Here is a 20,971-nt window from a genome sequence, read left to right on the forward strand (position 1 = left end):
AATCAGGCCGCGGGCGCGGCGCCGGCGCGAGAATGGCTGCCTCGAGACCGCTACGGGGAAGACATCGTGTCCATCATCGACGCCCGCCTGGCCGCACTGGGCATCGTCCTGCCGCCCGCCCCAGCGCCGCGCGCCGCCCGCATCCGCATGGCGCGCAAGCTCGGCAACCTGCTGTTCGTATCCGGCCAATTGCCGGGCTGGGACGGGGAGCTGCACCATCTCGGCCGCGTCGGCGACACCCTCAGCCTGGCCCAGGCTCAGCAGGCCGCCCGCGCCAGCGCCCTGAACGTCCTCGCCCAAGCCCGCGCCGCCCTGCCCCACGGGCTGGACGACGTCGTCTCGGTCGTGAACCTCAGAGGCTTCGTCGCCTCCACGCCGGATTTCGTCCGGATCGCGGAAGTGGTCAACGGAGCGTCGGACCTGATGGTGGAAGTATTCGGCGAGGCTGGCGCCCATACGCGCACCGCCGTAGGCGTAGCCAGCATGCCGCACGGCGTGGTCGTGGAGATAGAGGCGCTGTTCGAGGTGGTGTAGGTGCCCCCTACCCGAGCTTGCCGTGGCACTGCTTGTATTTCTTCCCGCTGCCGCAGGGGCAGGGGTCGTTGCGTCCCACCTTGGGCACCACGTTGCGCACCGTCGCGGCGGCGGCCTGCTGGCCGGCGGCGGCATTGGCGGAGGCCAGCGCCTCGTCGTAGTCGGAATGGTGGTACTGGACGTTCTGCACGTGGGACTGTGCGGCGTCCTGCTCCACCTGCTCGACCTGCTCGGCCGACTGGACGCGCACCGTCATCAGGACCTTGACCACGTCGTTGCGGATGCGGTCCAGCATGCCGGAGAACAGCTCGAAGGCTTCGCGCTTGTATTCCTGCTTGGGATTCTTCTGGGCGTAGCCGCGCAGGTGGATGCCCTGGCGCAGATGATCCAGCATCGCCAGGTGCTCGCGCCAGTGGGTATCGATGGACTGCAACAGGATGGAGCGCTCGAACTGGCCCCACATCTCGGTGCCCACCAGGGCGACCTTGGCGTCGTAGGCCTCGGTCGCGGCCTTGAGCACGCGCTCGAGCAGGTCGTCGTCCGTCAGGTTGGGCTCGCTCTCGAGCATGGCGGCCAGCGGCAGTTCGATCTGCCAATCCAGCTCCAGCGTCTTCTGCAGGCCCGGGACGTCCCATTGTTCCTCGACGGAGTCTTCCGGCACGTACTGGCGGAAGACCTCGGTGAAGGTGGCGTCGCGCAGGTTGGCGATCACGTCGGCGATCGACGCGGCTTCCAGCACCTCGTTGCGCTGCGCGTAGACGACCTTGCGCTGGTCGTTGGCGACGTCGTCGTATTCGAGCAGTTGCTTGCGGATGTCGAAGTTGCGGGCCTCGACCTTGCGCTGGGCCGACTCGATGGAGCGGGTGACCATGCCGGCCTCGATAGGCTCGCCCTCGGGCAGCTTCAGGCGCTCCATGATGGCGCGCACGCGGTCGCCCGCGAAGATGCGCATGAGCGAGTCTTCCAGCGACAGGTAGAACCGCGACGAACCCGGGTCGCCCTGGCGGCCGGCGCGGCCGCGCAACTGGTTGTCGATGCGGCGCGACTCGTGGCGCTCGGTACCGATGATGCGCAGGCCGCCGGCGGCCTTGACCTGCTCGTTCAGCGGTTTCCATTCCTCGCGCACTTTGGCGATGCGGGCCTCCTTCTCGGCCTCGGACAGCGAGTCGTCGGCGCGGATCAGGTCCACCTGCTTGTCGACGCTGCCGCCCAGCACGATGTCGGTACCGCGGCCCGCCATGTTGGTGGCGATGGTGATGTGGCCCGGCTTGCCGGCCTCGGCCACGATCTCGGCCTCGCGCGCGTGCTGCTTGGCGTTGAGCACCTCGTGCTTGAGCCCGGCCTTCGTCAGCATGGCCGACAGCAGTTCGGAGTTCTCGATGCTGGTGGTGCCCACCAGCACCGGCTGGCCGCGCTTCTGGCAATCCCGGATGTCTTCCAGGATAGCGTTGTACTTCTCCTGGGTGGTCTTGAAGACCTGGTCGTTCTGGTCGACGCGGATCATGGGCCGGTTGGTCGGCATGATCACGGTCTCGAGCCGGTAGATTTCCTGGAACTCGTAGGCTTCGGTGTCGGCCGTGCCGGTCATGCCGGCCAGCTTCTCGTACATCCGGAAGTAGTTCTGGAAGGTGATCGAGGCGAGGGTCTGGTTCTCGTTCTGGATCTTGACGCCTTCCTTGGCCTCCACCGCCTGGTGCAGGCCGTCCGACCAGCGGCGGCCGACCATCAGGCGGCCGGTGAACTCGTCGACGATGATGACTTCGCCGTTCTGCACCACGTAGTGCTGGTCGCGGAAGAACAGGTTGTGCGCCCGCAGCGCGGCCATCAGGTGGTGCATCAGGCTGATGTGGCGCGGTTCGTACAGCGATTCGCCCTCGGGCAGCAGGCCCTGGCGCTCGAGGATCTGCTCGGCCTTCTCGTGGCCGGCTTCCGACAGGTAGACCTGGTGGCTTTTCTCGTCCACCCAGAAGTCGCCCGGAGGCTCGGGTTCGTTGGACTTGGGCTCGGACACCATGCGGGTGAGCAGCGGCGGCACCGCGTTCATCCGGATGTAGAGTTCGGTATGGTCCTCGGCCTGGCCCGAAATGATCAGCGGCGTGCGCGCCTCGTCGATCAGGATGGAGTCGACCTCGTCGACCACCGCGTAGAACAGCGCGCGCTGGCGGCGGTCCTCCACGCGGTATTCCATGTTGTCGCGCAGGTAGTCGAAACCGAACTCGTTATTGGTGCCGTAGGTGATATCGGCCTGGTAGGCGGCCTTCTTTTCCTCGTTGGGCTGCTGCGAGACCACCACGCCCACGCTCAGGCCCAGGAAACGGTACAGGCGGCCCATCCAGGCGGCGTCGCGCTGGGCCAGGTAATCGTTGACCGTCACCACGTGAACGCCCCGGCCCGCCAGCGCGTTCAGGTAGACGGGCAGCGTGGCCACCAGCGTCTTGCCCTCGCCGGTGCGCATCTCGGCGATGCGGCCGCTGTGCAGCACGATCCCGCCCAGCAGCTGGACGTCGAAGTGGCGCATGCCCAGCACCCGCTTGCCGGCTTCCCGAACGACGGCAAAGGCCTCGGGCAGGAGATCGTCGAGCGACTCGCCGTTCTGGTGGCGTTGCTTGAACTCTTGCGTGCGGGCCGCGAGTTGCTCGTCGCTGAGTGCGGCCGTCTGGGACTCCAGCGCGTTGATGCGATCGACCAACTTGCCGTACTGCTTCAGCAGCCGGTCGTTGCGGCTGCCGAAAATTTTCTTGAGCAGAGAGGAAACCATGCGCGATTTTTGCAAGCAACCGGGACACCGGGCGCAAGCCTGGCATCCCAGCCGGGGATATGGGATAAGCCAGCCAGTTTAGCACCGTGGGAGGACCTTGAATCGCGCATCCCGCCGGGCCGGACATCCCTGCCCGGCCCCGCGCCCGCGGCACCCCCTCCCGCCCGCTGGCCGGCCACCCGTCATTCCCGGGTCAGCCTGGCCTCCTTGACGATGCGGGCCATGAGCTGCCTGTCCTGGGCGAACAGTTTTGCAAACTCATCAACGCTCATGGCATCGGGCGCGACGCCCTGGGTGGCGAGCCGCTCCTTGATGACCGGCATCTCCAGAACCTTGGCGACGGCGGCGTTGATCCGCTGCACCACGGCCGGCGGCGTGGCGGCGGGGGCCAGCAGGCCGAACCACGACTCGAACACGTAGGAAGGCAACCCGGCCTGCGCGATCGGCGGCACGCCGGGCAGCAGCGGCGAGGGCTGGCGCGAGGTCACCCCGATGATCCGCAGCCGGTGATCCTGCAGGTAGGCGCCCACGCCGGCATTGGGCACGATGACCGCCTGCGCCCGCCCGCCGGCTACGTCGTTGGCCGCTTCCTGGGTGGATTTATAGGGAATGTGCAACATGTCGAGTCCGGCGGTGCTCAGGAAGTACGCCATGGCCAGGTGGGTGGAGCTGCCGATGCCGGCCGACCCGTAGTTGAGCTCGCCGGGGCGTTTCTTGGCATAGGCGATGAACTCGGCCACGTTCTTGGCCGGCAGGTCGCTGCTGATCATCAGCACGTAGCTTTGCGTGCCGATGTTGGCCACCGGCTTGAAGTCCTTGATCGGGTCATAGTGCGGCTTGGCGCCCAGCTCGGCCGTGACGAAGTGGCTGGAGGCGGCCATGAGCAGCGTGCGGCCGTCCGGATCCGCGCGCCCGACGTTGGCGGTGCCGATGGCGCCGCCCGCTCCCGGACGGCTCTCGATGATGATGGTCTGGCCCAGCGCCTGGCCCAGCTCCTGGTAGAAGGTGCGCGCCAGCAGCTCCCGTGCGCCGCCGGCGGCGAACGGGACGACGATGCGCGTCACCGGGCCGCCCATCTGGGCCTGGGCAGGGTATGGCGAAACGACGGCCGCCATGCAGGCGGCCAGGATTGCGAACCATTTCATGGTGTCTCCTGAGGTATCGAAGCGGCGGCAGAAGCCCGCCCATGTCTTTTTCCGGCCGCGGCCGGACACAGTCACAAGACGCGAGTCACGTCGTCGAACAATTCGTCGACGGCATAGCGGCGCGGAATCAATCGCTGGTCATAGGCGTAGTGGACGATCAGCTCGAGCGCATGCCGGTTAGCTTCCACCCCGAACGGCGTCAGGTCCGGGGAAGCGGCGCCCAGCCTGGCGGCGGCCTTGCTTTCCTGCAGCAGGCGGTAGATTTCCCGGACCACGTCCGGACGCTGCTCGCACAGGGAACGGTCGATCGCCATCATATGGTTGATCGGCACCATGCCGTGCCTTGCGCCCCAGGCGGCGGCCGCCGCATGCGGATCCGGCAGCACCGGGGCCAGGCGCGGATCGTCGGGCAAGTCGGTGCCGATGATGGCGGCATCGAGTTCCCCGGCCAGCAGCATTTCCACCATGTTCTTGCCCTGCGGCGCGCGGGCCACGCCCGGGGGATCGGGGAACTCGGCCAGGTGGCCGTCCTCGAAAGTCACCCAGCGTATGCCGTCCAGGTCCACGCCATAATCGTCGGCCAGGATGCCGCGCACCCAGGCCACCGTGGTCTGGGCGTAGGCGCGGATGCCGATGCGCTTGCCGGCCAGTTCGGCCACGCGCAAGCGCCCGCGCTCGACGTTGTGCACCAGGCAGTGGTGCTGGTAGCGGCCGGCGCCCACCACCGCCGGCATCAACACCAACGGTTTGCCGTAGGCCTTGGCCTGGAGGAAGGTGACCAGCGCCAGTTCGGCCACGTCGAACGCGCCTTCGCGGACCACGCGCTTGAACGCCCGGTTGGCGACCTTGACCGGATCGAACTCGAAACCGACCAGTGGCGAAGCCACCTCGCCGCGCTTGAGCGCCAGCGTATTGGGATAGTCCCCCAGCAGGGTGCGCAGTCGCATGGCTTGCATCACGCCCTCCCCCCGGCGGCGCCCAGTGCCGGATACAGCGCCTTGGCGGTACGGTGGAAGATCCACTCGCGCTCCTCGTCCGACAGCGAGGCGGTCGCCTCCAGCGCCTCGCCCAGGAGGGCGACAAGACTGCCCGCCGAGGCGGGGAAATTCGACCCCCAGGCGATGCGGTCGGCGCCAAAGGCATCGACCGCCTGGCGCAGGAAGCTGGCCTGCGTGGCGGCACCCTCTTTCGCTTCGCGCACATTGTGCGTGGTCAGCTTGAAGAAAAGGTTGGCATGGCGCGCCAGCCCGAACAGACTGGCGGCGGCGGCGTAGGGCGGCCCGTCGTCCAGCCGCGGCCGGGCGAAGTGGTCCAGCAGCACGCGCACCCGCGGAAAACGCTGGAGAACATTCTCCAGCTGCGGCAGGCCGTCCGCCCGCAGTTGCACGCAGACCGGAATGTCCAGCTCCTGCGCCCGTTCCCAGGCGGGGAAACCGCGCGGGTCGTCCAGCCGGGCGCCGCGGTCGGCCGCCGTATGGCCGGCGATGAAGACGCGCATGCCGTGCAGGCCGCGGCCGTGCCAGTAGGCGATGCGCTCGGCCGCATCCTCGTCCGTCAGGCCGATGGAATAGATCCCTATGAAGCGGTCGGGCCGCGCCGCCACCGAATCGGCGACATATCGGTTGTCGTGGCCATAGCAGGTCGACGCCTGGACCAGGGCGACCTTGGCGATGCCCGCATCGTCCATGGCGGCGAGCATGGCCGGGTAGGTGACCGGCCGCTCGCGCGACCAGTCCGATTGCTTGCCGGCGAGGGGCGCCAGCGGATAGGCGTCCTGGTCGTCGGCAATGACGTGGGTATGGAGATCGATGATCGATGTCGGCTTGGGAAAAGACACGGGGGCTCCTGATCGAAGGCCCACATCATGCCCGTGCCGATATAAGTAAACTACTTAAAAATACCGCACCCATCATAAGCATTTGATTATGTTTTGACTGGAACATCCGCCATGGCTCGACTCGACTGGTACATCCGCGCCAATCTGAAGCCGCGCCACCTGCAACTGCTGGTGGCGCTGGACGAATTGCGCAATCTGGGCAAGGTCGCGGCCAGCCTCAACATTACCCAGCCGGCGGTCTCGCTGGCGCTGGCGGAACTGGAGAAGGGGCTGGGCTTCAAGCTGTTCGACCGCACCGCGCGGGGCGTGCAGCCCAACGTGTACGGCGAATGCCTGGTACGACAGGCCCGCGTCATGCTCAACACCCTGGCGCAGACCCGCGACGAACTGCGCGCCCTGCTGTCCGGCGCCTCCGGCCGCACCGCCCTGGGCGCGATGCCGGCCATGACCTCGGCCCTGGTGCCGCTTGCGCTGGCAACGCTCAAGCGCAGCTCGCCGACGACGACGGTGCATGTGCAAGAAGGGTCGATGGATACGCTGCTGCCGGAGCTGCGCCGGGGAAATCTGGACGTTCTCGTCGGCCGCCTGAGCAGCCGCCCCTCCACCGACTTCGCGGAAACCGTACTGTTCGAGGGATCCAGCATGGTCGTGGTGGGCCGCGAGCACCCGCTGGCCGGCGCCGGCGAGGTAAAGTGGCGCGATCTCGCAGGCTACCCCTGGGTGCTGCCGCCGGTGGCCTCGCTGCCGCGGGAGCCGCTGGAAGCCGCATTCGAAGACAACGACATTCCCATGCCGAGCGACTACATCGAGACACTCTCGGTGCCCGTCATCGCGACCTACCTGCAATCGACCCAGGCGGTCGGGCTGCTCTCCCCCGTGGCCGCGCGCCACTATTGCGACCTGGGCATGCTGGCCGTCCTTCCGCTGGAACTGCCTCGCCTGCTGCGGCCCATCGGGCTGACCTGGAGCAAGCAGCGCGCGCTGTCGCCGGCCAGCGAATTGCTGATGCAATGCCTGCGCGAAGTGGCTGCCGGCCTGAAACTATAGGATTAGTGCTACGGGTTGGGGTTCCGCCGGCCCTTAGTCGAGCGCCCCGCCGGGAGCCGGCAGCGTCACCACCTTGGAGAACGGTTCGACCGGCTGCTTGCCGGGACCGTGGGCGAGGAAGTTGTTCGGATTGACCGCCACCCCGCCCAGCCGCACCTCGAAATGCAAATGCGAGCCGGTGGAACGCCCCGTGCTGCCTACCAGCGCGACGCGCTGGCCGCGCTTGACCAGGTCGCCGGGCTTGACCAGCAGCTTGGACGCATGGGCGTAGCGGGTGATGAGGTCGTTGCCGTGGTCGATGTCGATCATGTAGCCGTAGCCCGCATGGTATTCCGCCGCCTGCACCACGCCTCCCGCGGCCGCCACGATGGGCGTGCCGACGGGCGCGGCGAAATCGATGCCTTCGTGCAGCGAGCGGGTACCGGTGAAGGGATCGACCCGCCAGCCGAAGGAAGAGCCGTTATAGCCCTGCGACACCGGCAGGACCGTGGGCGTCATGGCCTTGCGTACCGACAGGGTCGTGAGCTGCGCGTCGAGCACGCTGAGATAATCGGCCCGCTCCACCAGTTGGGCTTCGAGCTTGTCGAGTTCGGAACTGACATCCTGGGCCGACATGGGCTGGGGCGAAACCAGCAGGCCGCCGCGGCCCGGCACGCCCTTGACGGAGAAAGCCGGCGTGACGCCCGCCAGGCCGGCGACGCGCTCGCCCAGCGCATCGAGCTGCATCAGCTTGGCCTGCATCTCGCCCACGCGCTTGGCGAGCAGGTTGATGTTCTCGCGCAGGACCGCCTGCTGCCGGGCTTCCTCGCGGCTGCGCTCGGCCACGCTGGGACCGCCGGAAAACCAGGAAATGCCGGAAGCCGCGTAGTGCAACAACAGGGCGCCCACGACCACGATGGCAGCGATTGCCGCGATCATCCCCGCGATGAGCCTGGGGGTTACAGTCAGCGTCCGGGCCTCGGGCAGGCGCGGATGCACTATGATGATCTGCACGGAACGTGCCTCCTGCCGTTAAAGACGCGCCCTGCTCGGCGCCCCGTATCCTCTTGAATGTTCCCGAGACTCCAGGGAGTTCGTGATCGACACTTTTCGCACCCGGCCCGCCGCGATAGCAAGGAAGCGGCGGACACGGACCTACACCGACCCGGCGCAGGAAACCGCCGCGCTGTCGTGCCTGGGGCGCGACGGCAAGGGATCAAGCCTGCTGGGCACCGCCAGGCGCCTGATAGAGCTTGAGCGGCAGGTCTGCAATGCCCTGCCGAGTCCCCTGGGGTCGTCGTGCCGCGTGCTGCGCTTCGAGGACGGCAAATTGACGCTGGGCGTACCGGCGGCGACCCATTCCGCCAAGCTGCGCCAATTGGCGCCGCGGCTGGTCGCGGCCTTGGAAAAGCAAGGGTGGCAGGTTAACGGAATCGCCGTCCGCGTTCAAGCAACGCTTACCCGGCTCTCCCAGACAGAACTGTCACAATCGGCGACACGCCGCGATCCTCCCCGGCAATTGGGCGAGCAAGGCCGGAAGGCCATCGCGGAGTTGCACCAGCAACTGCGCGATGGCCCGCTGGCCGACGCGGTGGGCAGGCTGATGAAGAGGTCCCCCCCTACGCGCTAGGGGAACACCCCCTCCGCGCTGCGCGCGTCCCCTCAAGGGGGCGATGCGGGTGGACCGGCGGAGCCGGATCCACCGCATCCCGGGTCTAGGCCCGATTTCTTGGGGCGTGACGCTGGAACTTCGCTGGCTGCCAGCGGTAGCAACGATGCTGCAAACGGAGGAAGCCGGACTAGATCCAGGGCGCCGCGGATCCGGCTTTGCCGGTCCGCCAGCGCCGCCCCCTTGAGGGGACGCGCGCAGCGCGGAGGGGGTGGTCTACGCTGTCACCCAGTCTTCGCGGAAGGCCTTGGGAGCGCCGGCCTTGGACTCGAAGGTCGCGAGTTCCCAGGCGTCGCGCTGCGCAAGCAGGGCACGGGCCAGCTGGTTGTTCATGCCGTGGCCGGACTTGTGCGCCACGTAGCGGGCGATCAGCGGCTTGCCGACCAGGTAGAGATCGCCGATGGCGTCGAGGATCTTGTGTTTGACGAACTCGTCCTCGTAGCGCAGGCCGTCGCTGTTCAGGACGCGGAATTCATCCATCACGATGGCGTTGTCCAGGCTGCCGCCGCGCGCCAGGCCCGCCGCGCGCAGGTTCTCGACGTCCTGCATGAAGCCGAACGTCCGTGCCCGGGCGATTTCCTTGATGTAGGAGTGCTCGGCGAAGTCGATCTCGGCGAAGTTCGACGTGGCATCGATGGCCGGATGGTGGAAGTCGATGGAGAACGCGAGCGCGAAGCCGTCGTAGGGTTCGAGCCGCGCCCACTTGGCCGCGGCGCCCTCGCCTTCGCGCACTTCGACCGGCTTCAATACCCGGATGAATTCCTTGGGAGCGTTCTGCTCTTCGATGCCCGCCGATTGCAGCAGGAACACGAACGTGCCCGCGCTGCCGTCCATGATCGGAACTTCCTCGGCGGTCAGATCCACGTGCAGGTTGTCGATGCCCAGACCGGCGCAGGCGGACATCAGATGCTCGACGGTCGATACCCGGACATCCCCCTTCTGCAGCACCGACGCCATGCGGGTATCGCCGACCGTCATGGCCGACGCGGGCAGGTCGACTGGTTCGGGCAGGTCGATGCGATGGAAAACGATGCCGGTATTGGGTGCCGCCGGGCGCAGCGTGATCTCCACCCTCCGGCCGGAATGCAGGCCGACGCCGGTCGTGCGGGTGACGCTTCGTATGGTGCGCTGGCAAAGCATGGCGGAGAGGGATCCGGGTTAATACTATATTGTAACGTTTCTGTGTTAGAACGGGCGCGCGAGAAGTGGTTCCTATGCGGGCCCGCCGCGCATGCATGGCGGTCCGGACCGCCGGCAGGGCTTGACCCGGCAGACGGGCGGCGGGTGCGCCGCCCGACCAGCCGAGGCGTGACGCAGGCGGCGGCCGCCGGCAGGCGTCCGGCCGCGAGCGGCGTCTGGCTTTACAGCTGTTTGAGCAGGGTCTCGGCGTCGCTGATTTCGTACTTGCCGGGGGCCTCGACGTTCAACTGCTTGACCACGCCATCGTCCAGCAGCATGGAGTAGCGCTGCGAACGCACGCCCATGCCGCGCTCGGTCAGGTCGAACTCCAGGCCCAGCGCCTTCGTCCACTTGGCCGAGCCGTCGGCCAGCATGCGGATCTTGCCCTGGCTGCCCTGCTCCTTGGCCCAGGCTCCCATGACGAACGCGTCGTTGGTGGCCACGCACCAGATCTCATCCACGCCCTTGGCCTTGAGCGCGTCGTGGTTCTGCAGATAGCTGGGCACGTGCTTGGCCGAGCACGTGGGCGTGAACGCGCCCGGCACGGCGAACACCGCGACCTTCTTGCCCTTGGCCAGATCCGCCACCTGGAACGCGTTCGGCCCGAGCGTGCAGCCCTCGGTCTCCACCGCGATGAACTCGGTCAGCGTACCGTCGGGCACGCGATCGCCTACTTTGATGGTCATTGGAAGACTCCTTCTGATCTGGTCAGTAGAAAATAGAAAAGGGAAACACCGGAGGGCAGTATAGGTCTCGTACCGCCCCCAGTACACTGACCACCCGGCAAAAAAGGTGTCCGGAAGTAGAGCCTCGAGGGGAAGCCCACCCCCTCCGCGCTTCGCGCGTCCCCCTCAAGGGGGCGGCGCCGGCGGACCGGCAAAGCCGGATCCGCGGCGCCCTGGATCTAGTACGAGCTTCTTGGTTTGTGCACCGTTGCTACCGCTGGCAGCCAGCGAAGCACCGGCGCCACATTCCAAGAAAGCGGCCCTAGACCCAGGATGCGGTGGATCCGGCTCCGCCGGTCCACCCGCATCGCCCCCTGGGGGGCGCGCGTAAGCGCGTAGGGGGGCCTATCAATCAGCCTGTTTGCGCAGGAACGCCGGGATGTCGAGATGCTCCATGCCCGAGCTTTCCAGCGCCTGCACGCGCATGGACGCGTCGCGCGGGTTGCGGAAGACCGTGGGCGTGTCGTAGTCGTGGTAGTTGGTGCCGCCAACCTGGGCGTTGTAGGCCGGCACGTTGTCGGTGCCGGTGCGCAGCTGGGGCATGGAATTCTGCACCAGTTGAGGCTTGGCCTTGTTGCGGCCCAGGCCGGTCGCCACCACGGTCACGCGCAGGTCTTCGCCCATGGCATCGTCGTACGACACACCGAAGATCACGGTGGCATCTTCCGCGGCGTAGCTGCGGATAGTGTCCATGATTTCGCGCGTTTCGCGCATCTTCAGCGAACGGCTGGCGGTGATGTTGACCAGCACGCCGCGGGCGCCGTTCAGGTCGATGCCCTCCAGCAGCGGGCACGCGATGGCCTGCTCGGACGCCACGCGGGCACGGTCCACGCCGCTGGCGATGGCCGTACCCATCATGGCCTTGCCCTGCTCGCTCATGATGGTCTTGACGTCTTCGAAGTCGACGTTGACGTTGCCGTCCACATTGATGATCTCGGCGATGCCCGCGCACGCGTTGTGCAGGACGTCGTCGGCGGCCTTGAAGCAGTCTTCCTGGGTCGCGTCCTCGCCCAGCAGCTCGTACAGGTTTTCGTTGAGCACGACGATCAGCGAATGCACGTGCTGCGACAGGGCGTCGATGCCTTCCTCGGCCATGCGCATGCGCTTGCTGCCCTCGAAGTGGAAGGGCTTGGTCACCACGGCAACGGTCAGAATGCCGAGCTCCTTGGCGACTTCGGCCACCACCGGACCGGCGCCGGTGCCCGTGCCCCCGCCCATGCCGGCGGTGATGAACACCATGTTGGCGCCATGCAGCGCGTCGCGGATTTCCTCGCGTGCGGTTTCGGCGGCGGCGCGGCCCTGCTCGGGCTTGGCGCCGGCGCCCAGGCCGCTGCGGCCAAGGCGGATCTGCACCGGCGCATTGGTATGCGACAGCGCTTGCGCGTCGGTATTGGCGCAGACGAAGTCCACGCCTTGCACGCCGCGGCGGATCATGTGAGCGACGGCATTACCGCCGGCGCCGCCCACGCCCACCACCTTGATGACCGTTCCGCGGGAATCGGTGTCTAGCATTTCGAATTTCATAGGAACCTCCGGAGTTTCTGGCGGATTAGTGGCGGCTGGGAAATGTGAAATGTGAAATGTGATCGGGCCGAATCGACCAGGACCCCGCCTTGGGATCGCGCTTCACGTTTCACCTTCCCCGGTCACGCACCTCCTCGACTCAAGTAAATAAGGGTTGATGACGAACTTCTGAAACAAGGGACTTGAACTGCTCCGGCCGGCTTGCGACGACCGGTACTGACTTGCAACTGCACGGCTCAAAGAACGGGCACTGCTTCAAGGGACTGCGTTGGACTCGAAGGACTGCACGGATTCAAAGAACGTATGCGACGGGGCATCGCGTCAAAAATTCCCCAGAAACCACTCTTTCATACGAGAGAAAACCTGTGTGACATTCCCGGTCTGCTGCGCCACCTTGCGGCCGCGCACGCGCTGCAGCCGAGCCTCGGCCAAGAGGCCCATCACCGTCGAGAACCGCGGGCTGCGGACCACGTCCGCCAGACTGCCGGTGTACTCGGGCACGCCCAGGCGCACGGGCTTCAGGAAGATGTCCTCGGCCAGCTCCACCATGCCGGGCATCTGCGAGGTCCCGCCCGTCAGCACGATGCCCGACGACAGCAGTTCGTCGTAGCCCGACTCGCGGATCACTTGCTGCACGAAAGTGAACAGCTCTTCCACGCGGGGTTCGATCACGGCGCCCAGCGCCTGGCGCGATAGCTGGCGCGGACCGCGGTCACCCAGGCCCGGCACTTCGATGCGCTCGTCGGGACTGGCCAGCACCTGCTTGGCCACCCCGTAGCGAAGCTTGATTTCCTCCGCGTCGGGCGTGGGCGTGCGCAGCGCCGCGGCGATGTCGCCGGTGATCTGGTCGCCGGCGATGGGAATGACCGCGGTATGGCGGATCGCGCCGCCGGTGAAAATCGCGATGTCGGTCGTGCCGCCGCCGATGTCCACCAGCGCCACGCCCAGTTCCTTCTCATCGGGCGTCAGGCACGCCAGGCTCGAGGCCAGCGGCTGCAGGATCAGGTCCTGTACCTCGAGGCCGCAGCGGCGCACGCACTTGACGATGTTCTGCGCCGCGCTCACCGCGCCGGTGACGATGTGCACCCGCACTTCGAGACGGATGCCGCTCATGCCGATGGGTTCGCGGATGTCCTCCTGGCCGTCGACGATGAATTCCTGCGTCAGTACGTGCAGCACCTGCTGGTCGGTCGGAATGTTGATCGCCTTGGCGGTCTCGATGACGCGCGCCACGTCGGTGGCGGTGACTTCCTTGTCCTTGATCGCCACCATGCCGCTGGAATTGAAGCTGCGGATATGGCTGCCGGCGATGCCCGTGAACACGTCGCGGATCTTGCAGTCGGCCATGAGCTCGGCCTCCTCCAGCGCGCGCTGGATGGAGTTGACCGTGGTCTCGATGTTGACGACCACGCCCTTGCGCATGCCGCGCGACTCATGCTGCCCGAGACCGAGCACTTCGAAGCGCCCTTCAGGCAGCATCTCGGCCACGACCGCCACCACCTTGCTGGTGCCGATGTCGAGGGCAACGATCAGATCCTTGGTTTCACGAGTCATGGTCTTTTCTGGTTAGGTTGCATGGTTGATGCAGGTTTCCTGGTATTGGGTTTGGCGCTGGCGGGCGGCTTGGCGGTGGTGACCGCGAAGCCGTTCGGATAGCGCAGGTCCGCATGTTCCAATCGGCCGATGCGCGCCTCGATGACCGGGATGGCCTGCACGAAGCGCTGCACGCGCGACTCCAGCGACGCCGTGTCGCTGCCCGGCGCGGTGGTCGGCTCGCGCCCCAGGTCGATCACGGCGCCGTTGGACAGCTCCACTTGCCAGGCGTAGCGCGGGGTCAGCACCACCCGCTCGGGATCGAGCTTGACCGGCGCGAACCAGCGCACCAGCTCCGCATAGCGCTGGGCCACCAGCTTCTCCGAGCCGTCGGGGCCGCCGAAGACCGGCAGTTCCCGCTCGTCCTCGGCTTCGCCCAGGTTGGCGGTGAACGATTCGCCATAGGTATTGAGCAAGCGGTTCTCGTTCCACAGGCCGAGCGTGCGGTGCTCCTGTATGGTCACGACCAGCGAATTGGGCCATTGCCGGCGCACCGATGCCTGCCGCACCCAGGGCACGGTCTCGAACACCTGGCGCATCCGTTCCAGGTCCGCGGTGAAGAAATTGCCCACCAGCCGCCCCGTGATGGCCGTGTGCACGCTTGCGGGCGTCACGTGCCGGAGCGTGCCGTCCTCGGCCTCGATCCAGATCGTCTGCAGCGCGAACACCGGCCGCTGCGCCAGCCACAGCAGCGCGCATGCGCCCAGTACCAGTGCCGCGGCGAGGTACAGCGCATTGGCGATGAGGTTCAGGGTTCGGGAGTCGTTCCACACAGAGTGTCCGATTCAAGGCTTACGAAGACCGGCCCGAGATCTTGCAGCGTGCGTCCCGAAGGATTTCCACGCACAAGGCTTCGTAGCTCATGCCGCTGGCGGCGGCCGCCATGGGCACCAGCGAGTGGCCGGTCATGCCGGGCGATGTATTGACCTCCAGCAAATAGGGTTGGTTGTCGGCGTCGAGCATGACGTCCACGCGGCCCCAGCCCTCGCATCCCAGGACGCGATAGGCGGCTTCGCTGACTTCCTGGACGCGCTGCGTCACTGCGGGAGGCAGCGGCGCCGGGCACAGATACCGGGTGTCGTCGGTGAAATACTTGTGCTCGTAGTCGTAGTTGCCTTCGGGCGCCACGATCTCGACTACGGGCAGCGCGCGTGCCGCCGCGCCCGTCCCCAGAATCGCGACTGTCAGCTCGCGGCCCTGCACGAAGGACTCGGCCAGCACCTGCTCGTCGTACTCGGCCGCCAGGCCATAGGCGGCGCGCATGCCGGCGACGTCGGCCACCTTGGTCACGCCGATGGTGGAGCCCTCGTGCGGCGGCTTGACGATCAGGGGTAATCCCAGCCTGGCCGCCACCGCGGCCAGGTCGGACGTCCGGTCCAGCACTTCGAAGCGCGGCGTGGGCAGGCCCTCGTTGACCCAGATGCGCTTGGTCATGGTCTTGTCCATGGCCAGGGCCGACGCGAGCGGGCCGCTGCCGGTGTAAGGCACGCCCAGCAGCTCGAGCGCGCCTTGCAGCGTGCCGTCCTCGCCATAGCGGCCGTGCAGGGCGATGAACACGCGGTCGTAGCGCTCTTCGGCCAGTTCGGCCAGCGAGCGCATCCCCGTGTCGAACAGATGCGCCTCGACCCCGGCGTTGCGCAGCGCCTGGTGCACGCCGGTGCCGGACATGATGGACACCTCGCGCTCGGCGGACTTGCCGCCGTACAAAACCCCGACCTTGCCGAACTGCGCGCTCATTGCTGTGTCCCTTTCTGATCCGATGCCGGGGCGAACAGCGCCCCGATCCTTGCCGGCATGCTGCCGATGGAGCCGGCGCCCATCGCGATGACGACATCGCCGTCGCGCGCGAAATCCACGATGGTCCGCGGCATGTCGGCAATGTCTTCGACGAATACCGGCTCGACCCGGCCCGCCACCCGCACCGCGCGGGCCAGCGACCGGCCATCGGCCGCCACGATGGGCGGCTCGCCGGCCGCATAGACCTCGGCCAGCAGCAAGGCATCCGCCGTACCCAGCACTTTGACGAAATCCTCGAAGCAATCCCGTGTGCGTGTGTAACGATGGGGCTGGAAAGCCAGCACGATGCGCTGGTCGGGATAGGCACCGCGCGCGGCCGCCAGGGTGGCGGCCATTTCGACCGGATGGTGTCCGTAGTCGTCGATCAGCGTGAAGCTGCCGCCGCCATGCTCGGCCGCCACCGGGAACACACCCGCGTGGGTGAAGCGGCGGTTCACGCCGCGGAAGGCCGCCAGGGCCTCGCGGATGGCATCGTCCGGCACGCCCAGCTCGGTGGCCACGGCGATGGTGGCCAGCGCGTTGCGCACGTTGTGTTCGCCCGGCAGGTTCAGCGTGATGTCCAGCGGCGGCAGCTCGACCTGCCGGTCGCGCCGCATTACCGTGAAGCACATGCGCGGGCCGTCGGCACGGACGTCCACGGCGCGGACCTGGGCGTCGGCGGCAAAGCCGTAGGTGGTCACCGGCCGCGAGACGAAAGGCAGGATTTCGCGCACGTTGGCGTCGTCGATGCACAGGACCGCCGTGCCGTAGAACGGCATGCGCTGCGTGAACTCGACGAAGGCGCTCTTGAGCCGGGCGAAATCATGGCCGTAGGTATCCATGTGGTCGGCGTCGATGTTCGTGATCACCGACATGACCGGCAACAGGTTCAGGAACGAAGCGTCGGATTCGTCGGCTTCGACCACGATGAACTCGCCCTGCCCCAGCTTGGCGTTGGCGCCGGCCGAATTGAGCCGGCCACCGATGACGAACGTCGGATCGAGTCCGCCCGCAGCCAGCACGCTGGCGACCAGGCTGGTGGTGGTGGTCTTGCCATGGGTGCCGGCCACCGCGATGCCGCGCTTCAGGCGCATCAGCTCGGCCAGCATGACGGCGCGCGGCACCACCGGAATGCGCTTGTTGCGCGCGGCGATGACTTCCGGATTGTTGCCCGCCACCGCGGTGGAGGTGACGATAGCGTCCACGCCCTCGATGTTCTCGGCGCTGTGGCCCTGCGTGATGCGCGCGCCCAGCTCCGCCAGTCGGCGGGTGGTCGCGGTGTCGGCCAGGTCGGAACCGCTGATGCGGTACCCCAGGTTGAGCAGCACCTCGGCGATGCCGCTCATGCCCGAGCCCCCTATGCCGACGAAATGAATGTGTCTGATTCGATGTCTCATGGTATTCAGCGTCGCGCCGCCGCCTCGCAGATGTCGGCTATCCGCTCGGTGGCGAACGGATGCGCCAGCGCTCGCGCGCGGGTCGCGGTTTCGGCCAGTTCGGCCCGGTTGCGTTGACGCAGCCAGCCGGCCAGCCACTCGGCCGTCAGGGCCGATTGGGGCTGCAGCCATCCGGCCTGCGCATCGCTCAGATATCTGGCATTGGTCGTCTGGTGGTCGTCCACGGCATGCGGGAACGGCACGAACAACGCCGCCACGCCCGCCGCGCACACTTCGGCCACCGTCATCGCGCCCGAACGGCAGATCACCAGGTCCGCGTCGGCATAGGCGGCCGCCATGTCGGCGATGAAGGCGCGGCAGTCGGCATGCACGCCCGCCTGGGCGTAGGCCGTCCGCAGCGCGTCGATGTGCTTCTCGCCCGCCTGGTGCACGACCTGCGGACGCTGGTCCGCGGGCAGGGCCGCGATCGCGCGCGGCACGACGTCGTTGAGTGCCTGGGCGCCGAGGCTGCCGCCTACCACCAGCAGCCGCAGCGGCCCCTCGCGGCCCGCGAAACGCTCGGCGGGCGGCATCACCGCGGCCACTTCGGGCCGCACCGGGTTGCCGGTCAGTTCGCCCGGCAGGGCGTTCGGGAAGGCGGTCAGCACCCGGTTCGCCCATCGCGCCAGCAAGCGATTGGTCATGCCCGCCACGGAGTTCTGTTCGTGCACCACCAGGGGCGTGCCGCGCAGGCGCGCCATCATGCCGCCGGGCAGGGCCACATAGCCTCCCATGCCGAGCACCACGTCGGGCCGATGGCGCCGCAGGGCCGACGAGGCCTGCGCGGCCGCGCGCGCCAGCGTGAACGGCAGCTTGAGCAGCGTGGCGGGTCCCTTGCCGCGCACGCCGGAAAAACGCACCGGCGCGATGGGGATGCCGTGGGGCGGCACGAGCCGGCCTTCCATGGCCTCCGGGTTGCCCATCCAGACCACGCTCCAGCCGCGCGCGCGCAAGGCGCCGGCCACGGCGAGCCCTGGCATGATGTGGCCGCCGGTGCCGCCGGCCATCACCATCAGCGTGCGCGGCGCGTTCATAGCCGCCCCCCGCGCATCAGAATGCGATTCTCGTAGTCCACGCGCATCAGCACGGCGAGCGCCGCCATGTTGGCGATGATGCCGGAACCGCCGAAGCTCATGAATGGCAGCGTCAGGCCCTTGGTGGGCAGGAGGCCGAGGTTCACGCCCATGTTGATCAGCGCCTGCACGCCTATCCAGAGGACCACGCCCTTGGCGACCAGGCCGCTGAATACCCGGTCCATGGCGATGGCCTGGCGACCGATCTCGAAGCCACGGCGCACGATGACGAAGAACAGCGAAATGACGACCAGCACGCCGACGAACCCCAGCTCCTCGCCGATGACGGCCAGGAGGAAGTCGGTGTGCGCCTCGGGCAGGTAGTGGAGCTTTTCCACGCTGGCTCCGAGCCCTACGCCGAACCATTCGCCGCGGCCGAAGGCGATCAGCGAGTGCGAGAGCTGGTAGGCCTTGCCGAGCGCGTTGGCCTCGGTCCAGGGATCGAGATAGGCGAACAGGCGCTCGCGCCGCCACGGCGCGGCCCAGATCAGGAGCAGGAAGGTCGATACCAGCACCGCGGTCAGGCCGCCGAACAGCTTGCCGTTGATGCCTCCCAGGAACAGGATGCCCATCGAGATCGCGACGATGACCACGAAGGCGCCCAGGTCGGGTTCGAGCAACAGCAGGAGGCCGCTGGCCGCCATCGCGCAGGCCATGGGCAGGAAGCCGCGCGTGAAATTCTGCATGTACGCCTGCTTGCGCACCGTGTAGTCGGCCGCGTAGATCAATACCGCCAGCTTCATCAGCTCGGAGGGCTGGAAGTTGACGAAGCCCAGCGGCAGCCAGCGATGCGAGCCGTTGACCTCCTTGCCTATGCCCGGGATCAGCACCAGCACCAGCAGGAACAGCGCCACGCCGAACACCGGCATGGAGAACTTTTGCCAGACGTCCATGCGTATCGTAAACGTGGCGGCGGCCACCACCACGCCCAGCAACAGGTAGGCCGTGTGGCGGACGAGGAAATAGTAATTGCCGTAGTTGGCGAACTTGGGCGAGTCCGCGAGCGTAACGGAGGCGGAATACACCATGACCAGCCCGAGCAGCAGCAGGGCGATGGCGGACGTCACGAGCGCCGCGTCGTAGTTCAGCATGCGGGTGCGGCTGGGCCGCACGGCATTGACGCTACCGGTCAGTTCGGCGAACAGGCTCATGGCGTCACACCTCCCCCCGGTCGGCCGCGAGCGTCTGCACGGCGTCGGCGAACACGTCGGCACGATGCTTGTAGTCGCGGAACATGTCGAAACTCGCGCACGCTGGCGACAGCAGCACGGCATCGCCCGGCTCGGCCCGCGCCATGGCCGCGTTCACGGCGGCGCCCAGGTCCGGGCTTTGCTCCAGCGGCACGCCCGAAGCGCCCAGCGCCTCGGCAATCGCCGGCGCATCGCGTCCGATCAGCACCACCGCGCGGGCGTGCAGCGCCACGGCGCGCGCCAGCGGCGAGAAATCCTGGCCCTTGCCGACGCCGCCGGCGATGAGCACGCACCGCTGCCCCAGCCCTTCCAGGGCGGCAACGGTAGCGCCGACGTTGGTTCCCTTGCTGTCGTCGATGAAATCCACGCCGGCGATGCTGCGCAGGAACTCCACCCGGTGCGGCTCGCCGCGGTACTCGCTCACCGCCCGCAGCAGCGGTGCCCAGGGCAGGCCCAGGCTGCGGGCCAGCAACAGCGCCGCCTGCACGTTCAAGGCGTTGTGCACGCCGCGTATGTGCAGGGCATCGACCGGCATCAGCCGGTTGACCCGACCTTCCGGACGCGTCACGACCTCGCCCTTCTTGCGCTTGACGGGCGGCGCCTCGAAGTCGTCCGCGGCGGCCTCAGCCAGCCAGGCGACGCCATGGCTGTGATCGAGTCCCAGATCGCCGGTGGAAACCGGGGTCTCGCGTCCGAAACTGCGCACCCGTTCGCCGTCCAGCCGGTCGACCATTGCCGCCACCGCCGGATCGTCGCGGTTGACGATGGCCGTGGCGGAAGCCGCCAGCAGCCGGGCCTTGGCCGCGCCATAGGCCTGCATGTCGCCGTGCCAGTCCAGGTGATCCTGGGTCAGGTTCAGCACCGCGCCGGCATGCGGCTTGAGCGTGCTGGTGGTTTCCAACTGGAAGCTGGAGAGCTCCAGCACCCAGACCTCGGGCAGCCTGTCTTCTTCGAGCGCCGCCATCAGCGCCGTCAGGGCGGCGGGACCGATGTTGCCCGCCACGCCCACGGAACGGCCGGCGGCTTCCACCAGGCGGCCGGCCAGCGCGCATACGGTCGTCTTGCCGTTGGTGCCGGTCACGGCCAGCACGCGCGGCGCATAGGACCGCGTGGCCGCGAGGTCGGCCAGGGCCTGGGCGAACAATTCGATTTCACCGATCACGGGAATGCCGCGCTCGCGCGCGGCGGCGACCAGTTCCCGCGCAGGCGCCGCGTGCGGCGGCAGCCCCGGGCTGATGACCACGCGCTCGACACCGGCCAGCAGATCCGGGTCGAAGCAGCGCTCGCCGTCCCGTTCCAGCAGCGCCGCCTCGCCCAGCCGGAACTCGGCATGCGGCGCGACTTCGCGCAGGACCTCGATCCCCGCCGGCGCGGCGCGCGAGTCGGCCACGCGCAGCGCCCCTCCCGTCCGGGCGCACCAGCGCACGACGGCCGCGCCCGATTCGCCCAGGCCCAGAACCAGGGTGAACGGCGCTTGCGCGACGGGCTCGAGCGGTGTTTGCATGT

General features: G+C 67.6%; 18 protein-coding genes. 3 read left to right on the top strand and 15 right to left on the bottom strand.

Features of this window, described 5'->3' with window-relative positions:
- The first annotated feature begins 63 nt into the window (after positions 1-63).
- Entirely contained in the window at positions 64-534 is a 471-nt protein-coding gene (locus CDO44_RS20580) for a RidA family protein (protein ID WP_087782210.1), read from the top strand.
- A 7-nt stretch (positions 535-541) separates the two neighbouring features.
- Here CDO44_RS20580 and secA read toward each other — a convergent pair whose 3' ends face one another.
- The 4 genes from secA to CDO44_RS20600 form a co-directional block, all read right to left on the bottom strand.
- Positions 542-3,292 (bottom strand): preprotein translocase subunit SecA, encoded by a 2,751-nt coding sequence (gene secA, locus CDO44_RS20585; protein ID WP_087782160.1) that lies wholly within the window; start codon positions 3,290-3,292, stop codon positions 542-544.
- 182 nt (positions 3,293-3,474) lie between these two features.
- A complete protein-coding gene (locus tag CDO44_RS20590) occupies positions 3,475-4,437 on the bottom strand; it encodes a tripartite tricarboxylate transporter substrate binding protein (RefSeq protein ID WP_087782161.1) in 963 nt (320 codons plus the stop codon).
- Positions 4,438-4,508: 71 nt separating this feature from the next.
- A complete protein-coding gene (locus tag CDO44_RS20595; RefSeq protein ID WP_087782162.1) occupies positions 4,509-5,393 on the bottom strand; it encodes a hypothetical protein in 885 nt (294 codons plus the stop codon).
- On the bottom strand, positions 5,393-6,274 hold the full coding sequence (locus tag CDO44_RS20600; RefSeq protein ID WP_087782163.1) for an amidohydrolase: 882 nt from the start codon (positions 6,272-6,274) through the stop codon (positions 5,393-5,395). The genes CDO44_RS20595 and CDO44_RS20600 overlap by 1 nt, the downstream gene beginning before the upstream one ends.
- Before the next feature lie 111 nt (positions 6,275-6,385).
- On the opposite strand from CDO44_RS20600, the gene CDO44_RS20605 reads away from it, so the two are divergent.
- On the top strand, positions 6,386-7,321 hold the full coding sequence (locus tag CDO44_RS20605; RefSeq protein WP_087782164.1) for a LysR substrate-binding domain-containing protein: 936 nt from the start codon (positions 6,386-6,388) through the stop codon (positions 7,319-7,321).
- A 33-nt stretch (positions 7,322-7,354) separates the two neighbouring features.
- On the opposite strand, the gene CDO44_RS20610 is transcribed toward CDO44_RS20605, so the two are convergent.
- A complete protein-coding gene (locus CDO44_RS20610; RefSeq protein ID WP_087782165.1) occupies positions 7,355-8,314 on the bottom strand; it encodes a M23 family metallopeptidase in 960 nt (319 codons plus the stop codon).
- A gap of 82 nt (positions 8,315-8,396) precedes the next feature.
- On the opposite strand from CDO44_RS20610, the gene CDO44_RS20615 reads away from it, so the two are divergent.
- Positions 8,397-8,930: a DciA family protein gene (locus CDO44_RS20615; RefSeq protein ID WP_158213362.1), complete on the top strand. Its 534-nt coding sequence runs from the start codon at positions 8,397-8,399 to the stop codon at positions 8,928-8,930.
- 255 nt (positions 8,931-9,185) lie between these two features.
- Here CDO44_RS20615 and lpxC read toward each other — a convergent pair whose 3' ends face one another.
- The 10 genes from lpxC to murD form a co-directional block, all read right to left on the bottom strand.
- Positions 9,186-10,109, bottom strand: coding sequence for a UDP-3-O-acyl-N-acetylglucosamine deacetylase (lpxC, locus tag CDO44_RS20620; protein ID WP_087782167.1), 924 nt, complete (start codon positions 10,107-10,109; stop codon positions 9,186-9,188).
- A 221-nt stretch (positions 10,110-10,330) separates the two neighbouring features.
- Positions 10,331-10,834 (bottom strand): peroxiredoxin, encoded by a 504-nt coding sequence (locus CDO44_RS20625; protein WP_087782168.1) that lies wholly within the window; start codon positions 10,832-10,834, stop codon positions 10,331-10,333.
- Positions 10,835-11,221: 387 nt separating this feature from the next.
- Positions 11,222-12,397 carry a cell division protein FtsZ gene (ftsZ, locus tag CDO44_RS20630; RefSeq protein ID WP_087782169.1) on the bottom strand — a complete coding sequence of 392 codons (1,176 nt, stop codon included), beginning with the start codon at positions 12,395-12,397 and terminating at the stop codon, positions 11,222-11,224.
- Between the two features lie 321 nt (positions 12,398-12,718).
- Positions 12,719-13,951 (bottom strand): cell division protein FtsA, encoded by a 1,233-nt coding sequence (gene ftsA, locus CDO44_RS20635; protein WP_087782170.1) that lies wholly within the window; start codon positions 13,949-13,951, stop codon positions 12,719-12,721.
- The gene (locus tag CDO44_RS20640; RefSeq protein WP_087782171.1) at positions 13,948-14,763 is read right to left on the bottom strand and encodes a cell division protein FtsQ/DivIB; all 816 of its coding nucleotides are present in this window, start codon (positions 14,761-14,763) and stop codon (positions 13,948-13,950) included. The genes ftsA and CDO44_RS20640 overlap by 4 nt, the downstream gene beginning before the upstream one ends.
- A 19-nt stretch (positions 14,764-14,782) precedes the next feature.
- Complete coding sequence (locus tag CDO44_RS20645; RefSeq protein ID WP_087782172.1) at positions 14,783-15,727, bottom strand: D-alanine--D-alanine ligase; 945 nt, start codon at positions 15,725-15,727, stop codon at positions 14,783-14,785.
- Complete coding sequence (murC, locus tag CDO44_RS20650) at positions 15,724-17,163, bottom strand: UDP-N-acetylmuramate--L-alanine ligase (protein ID WP_087782173.1); 1,440 nt, start codon at positions 17,161-17,163, stop codon at positions 15,724-15,726. The genes CDO44_RS20645 and murC overlap by 4 nt, the downstream gene beginning before the upstream one ends.
- A 5-nt stretch (positions 17,164-17,168) precedes the next feature.
- Positions 17,169-18,236: an undecaprenyldiphospho-muramoylpentapeptide beta-N-acetylglucosaminyltransferase gene (gene murG / locus CDO44_RS20655; protein ID WP_087782174.1), complete on the bottom strand. Its 1,068-nt coding sequence runs from the start codon at positions 18,234-18,236 to the stop codon at positions 17,169-17,171.
- Positions 18,233-19,426, bottom strand: coding sequence for a putative lipid II flippase FtsW (gene ftsW, locus CDO44_RS20660; RefSeq protein WP_087782175.1), 1,194 nt, complete (start codon positions 19,424-19,426; stop codon positions 18,233-18,235). The genes murG and ftsW overlap by 4 nt, the downstream gene beginning before the upstream one ends.
- A gap of 4 nt (positions 19,427-19,430) precedes the next feature.
- A complete protein-coding gene (gene murD, locus CDO44_RS20665) occupies positions 19,431-20,969 on the bottom strand; it encodes a UDP-N-acetylmuramoyl-L-alanine--D-glutamate ligase (protein ID WP_087782211.1) in 1,539 nt (512 codons plus the stop codon).
- Positions 20,970-20,971 lie beyond the last annotated feature (2 nt).

This window comes from Pigmentiphaga sp. NML080357, assembly GCF_002188465.1.
Classification (GTDB): domain Bacteria; phylum Pseudomonadota; class Gammaproteobacteria; order Burkholderiales; family Burkholderiaceae_B; genus Pigmentiphaga.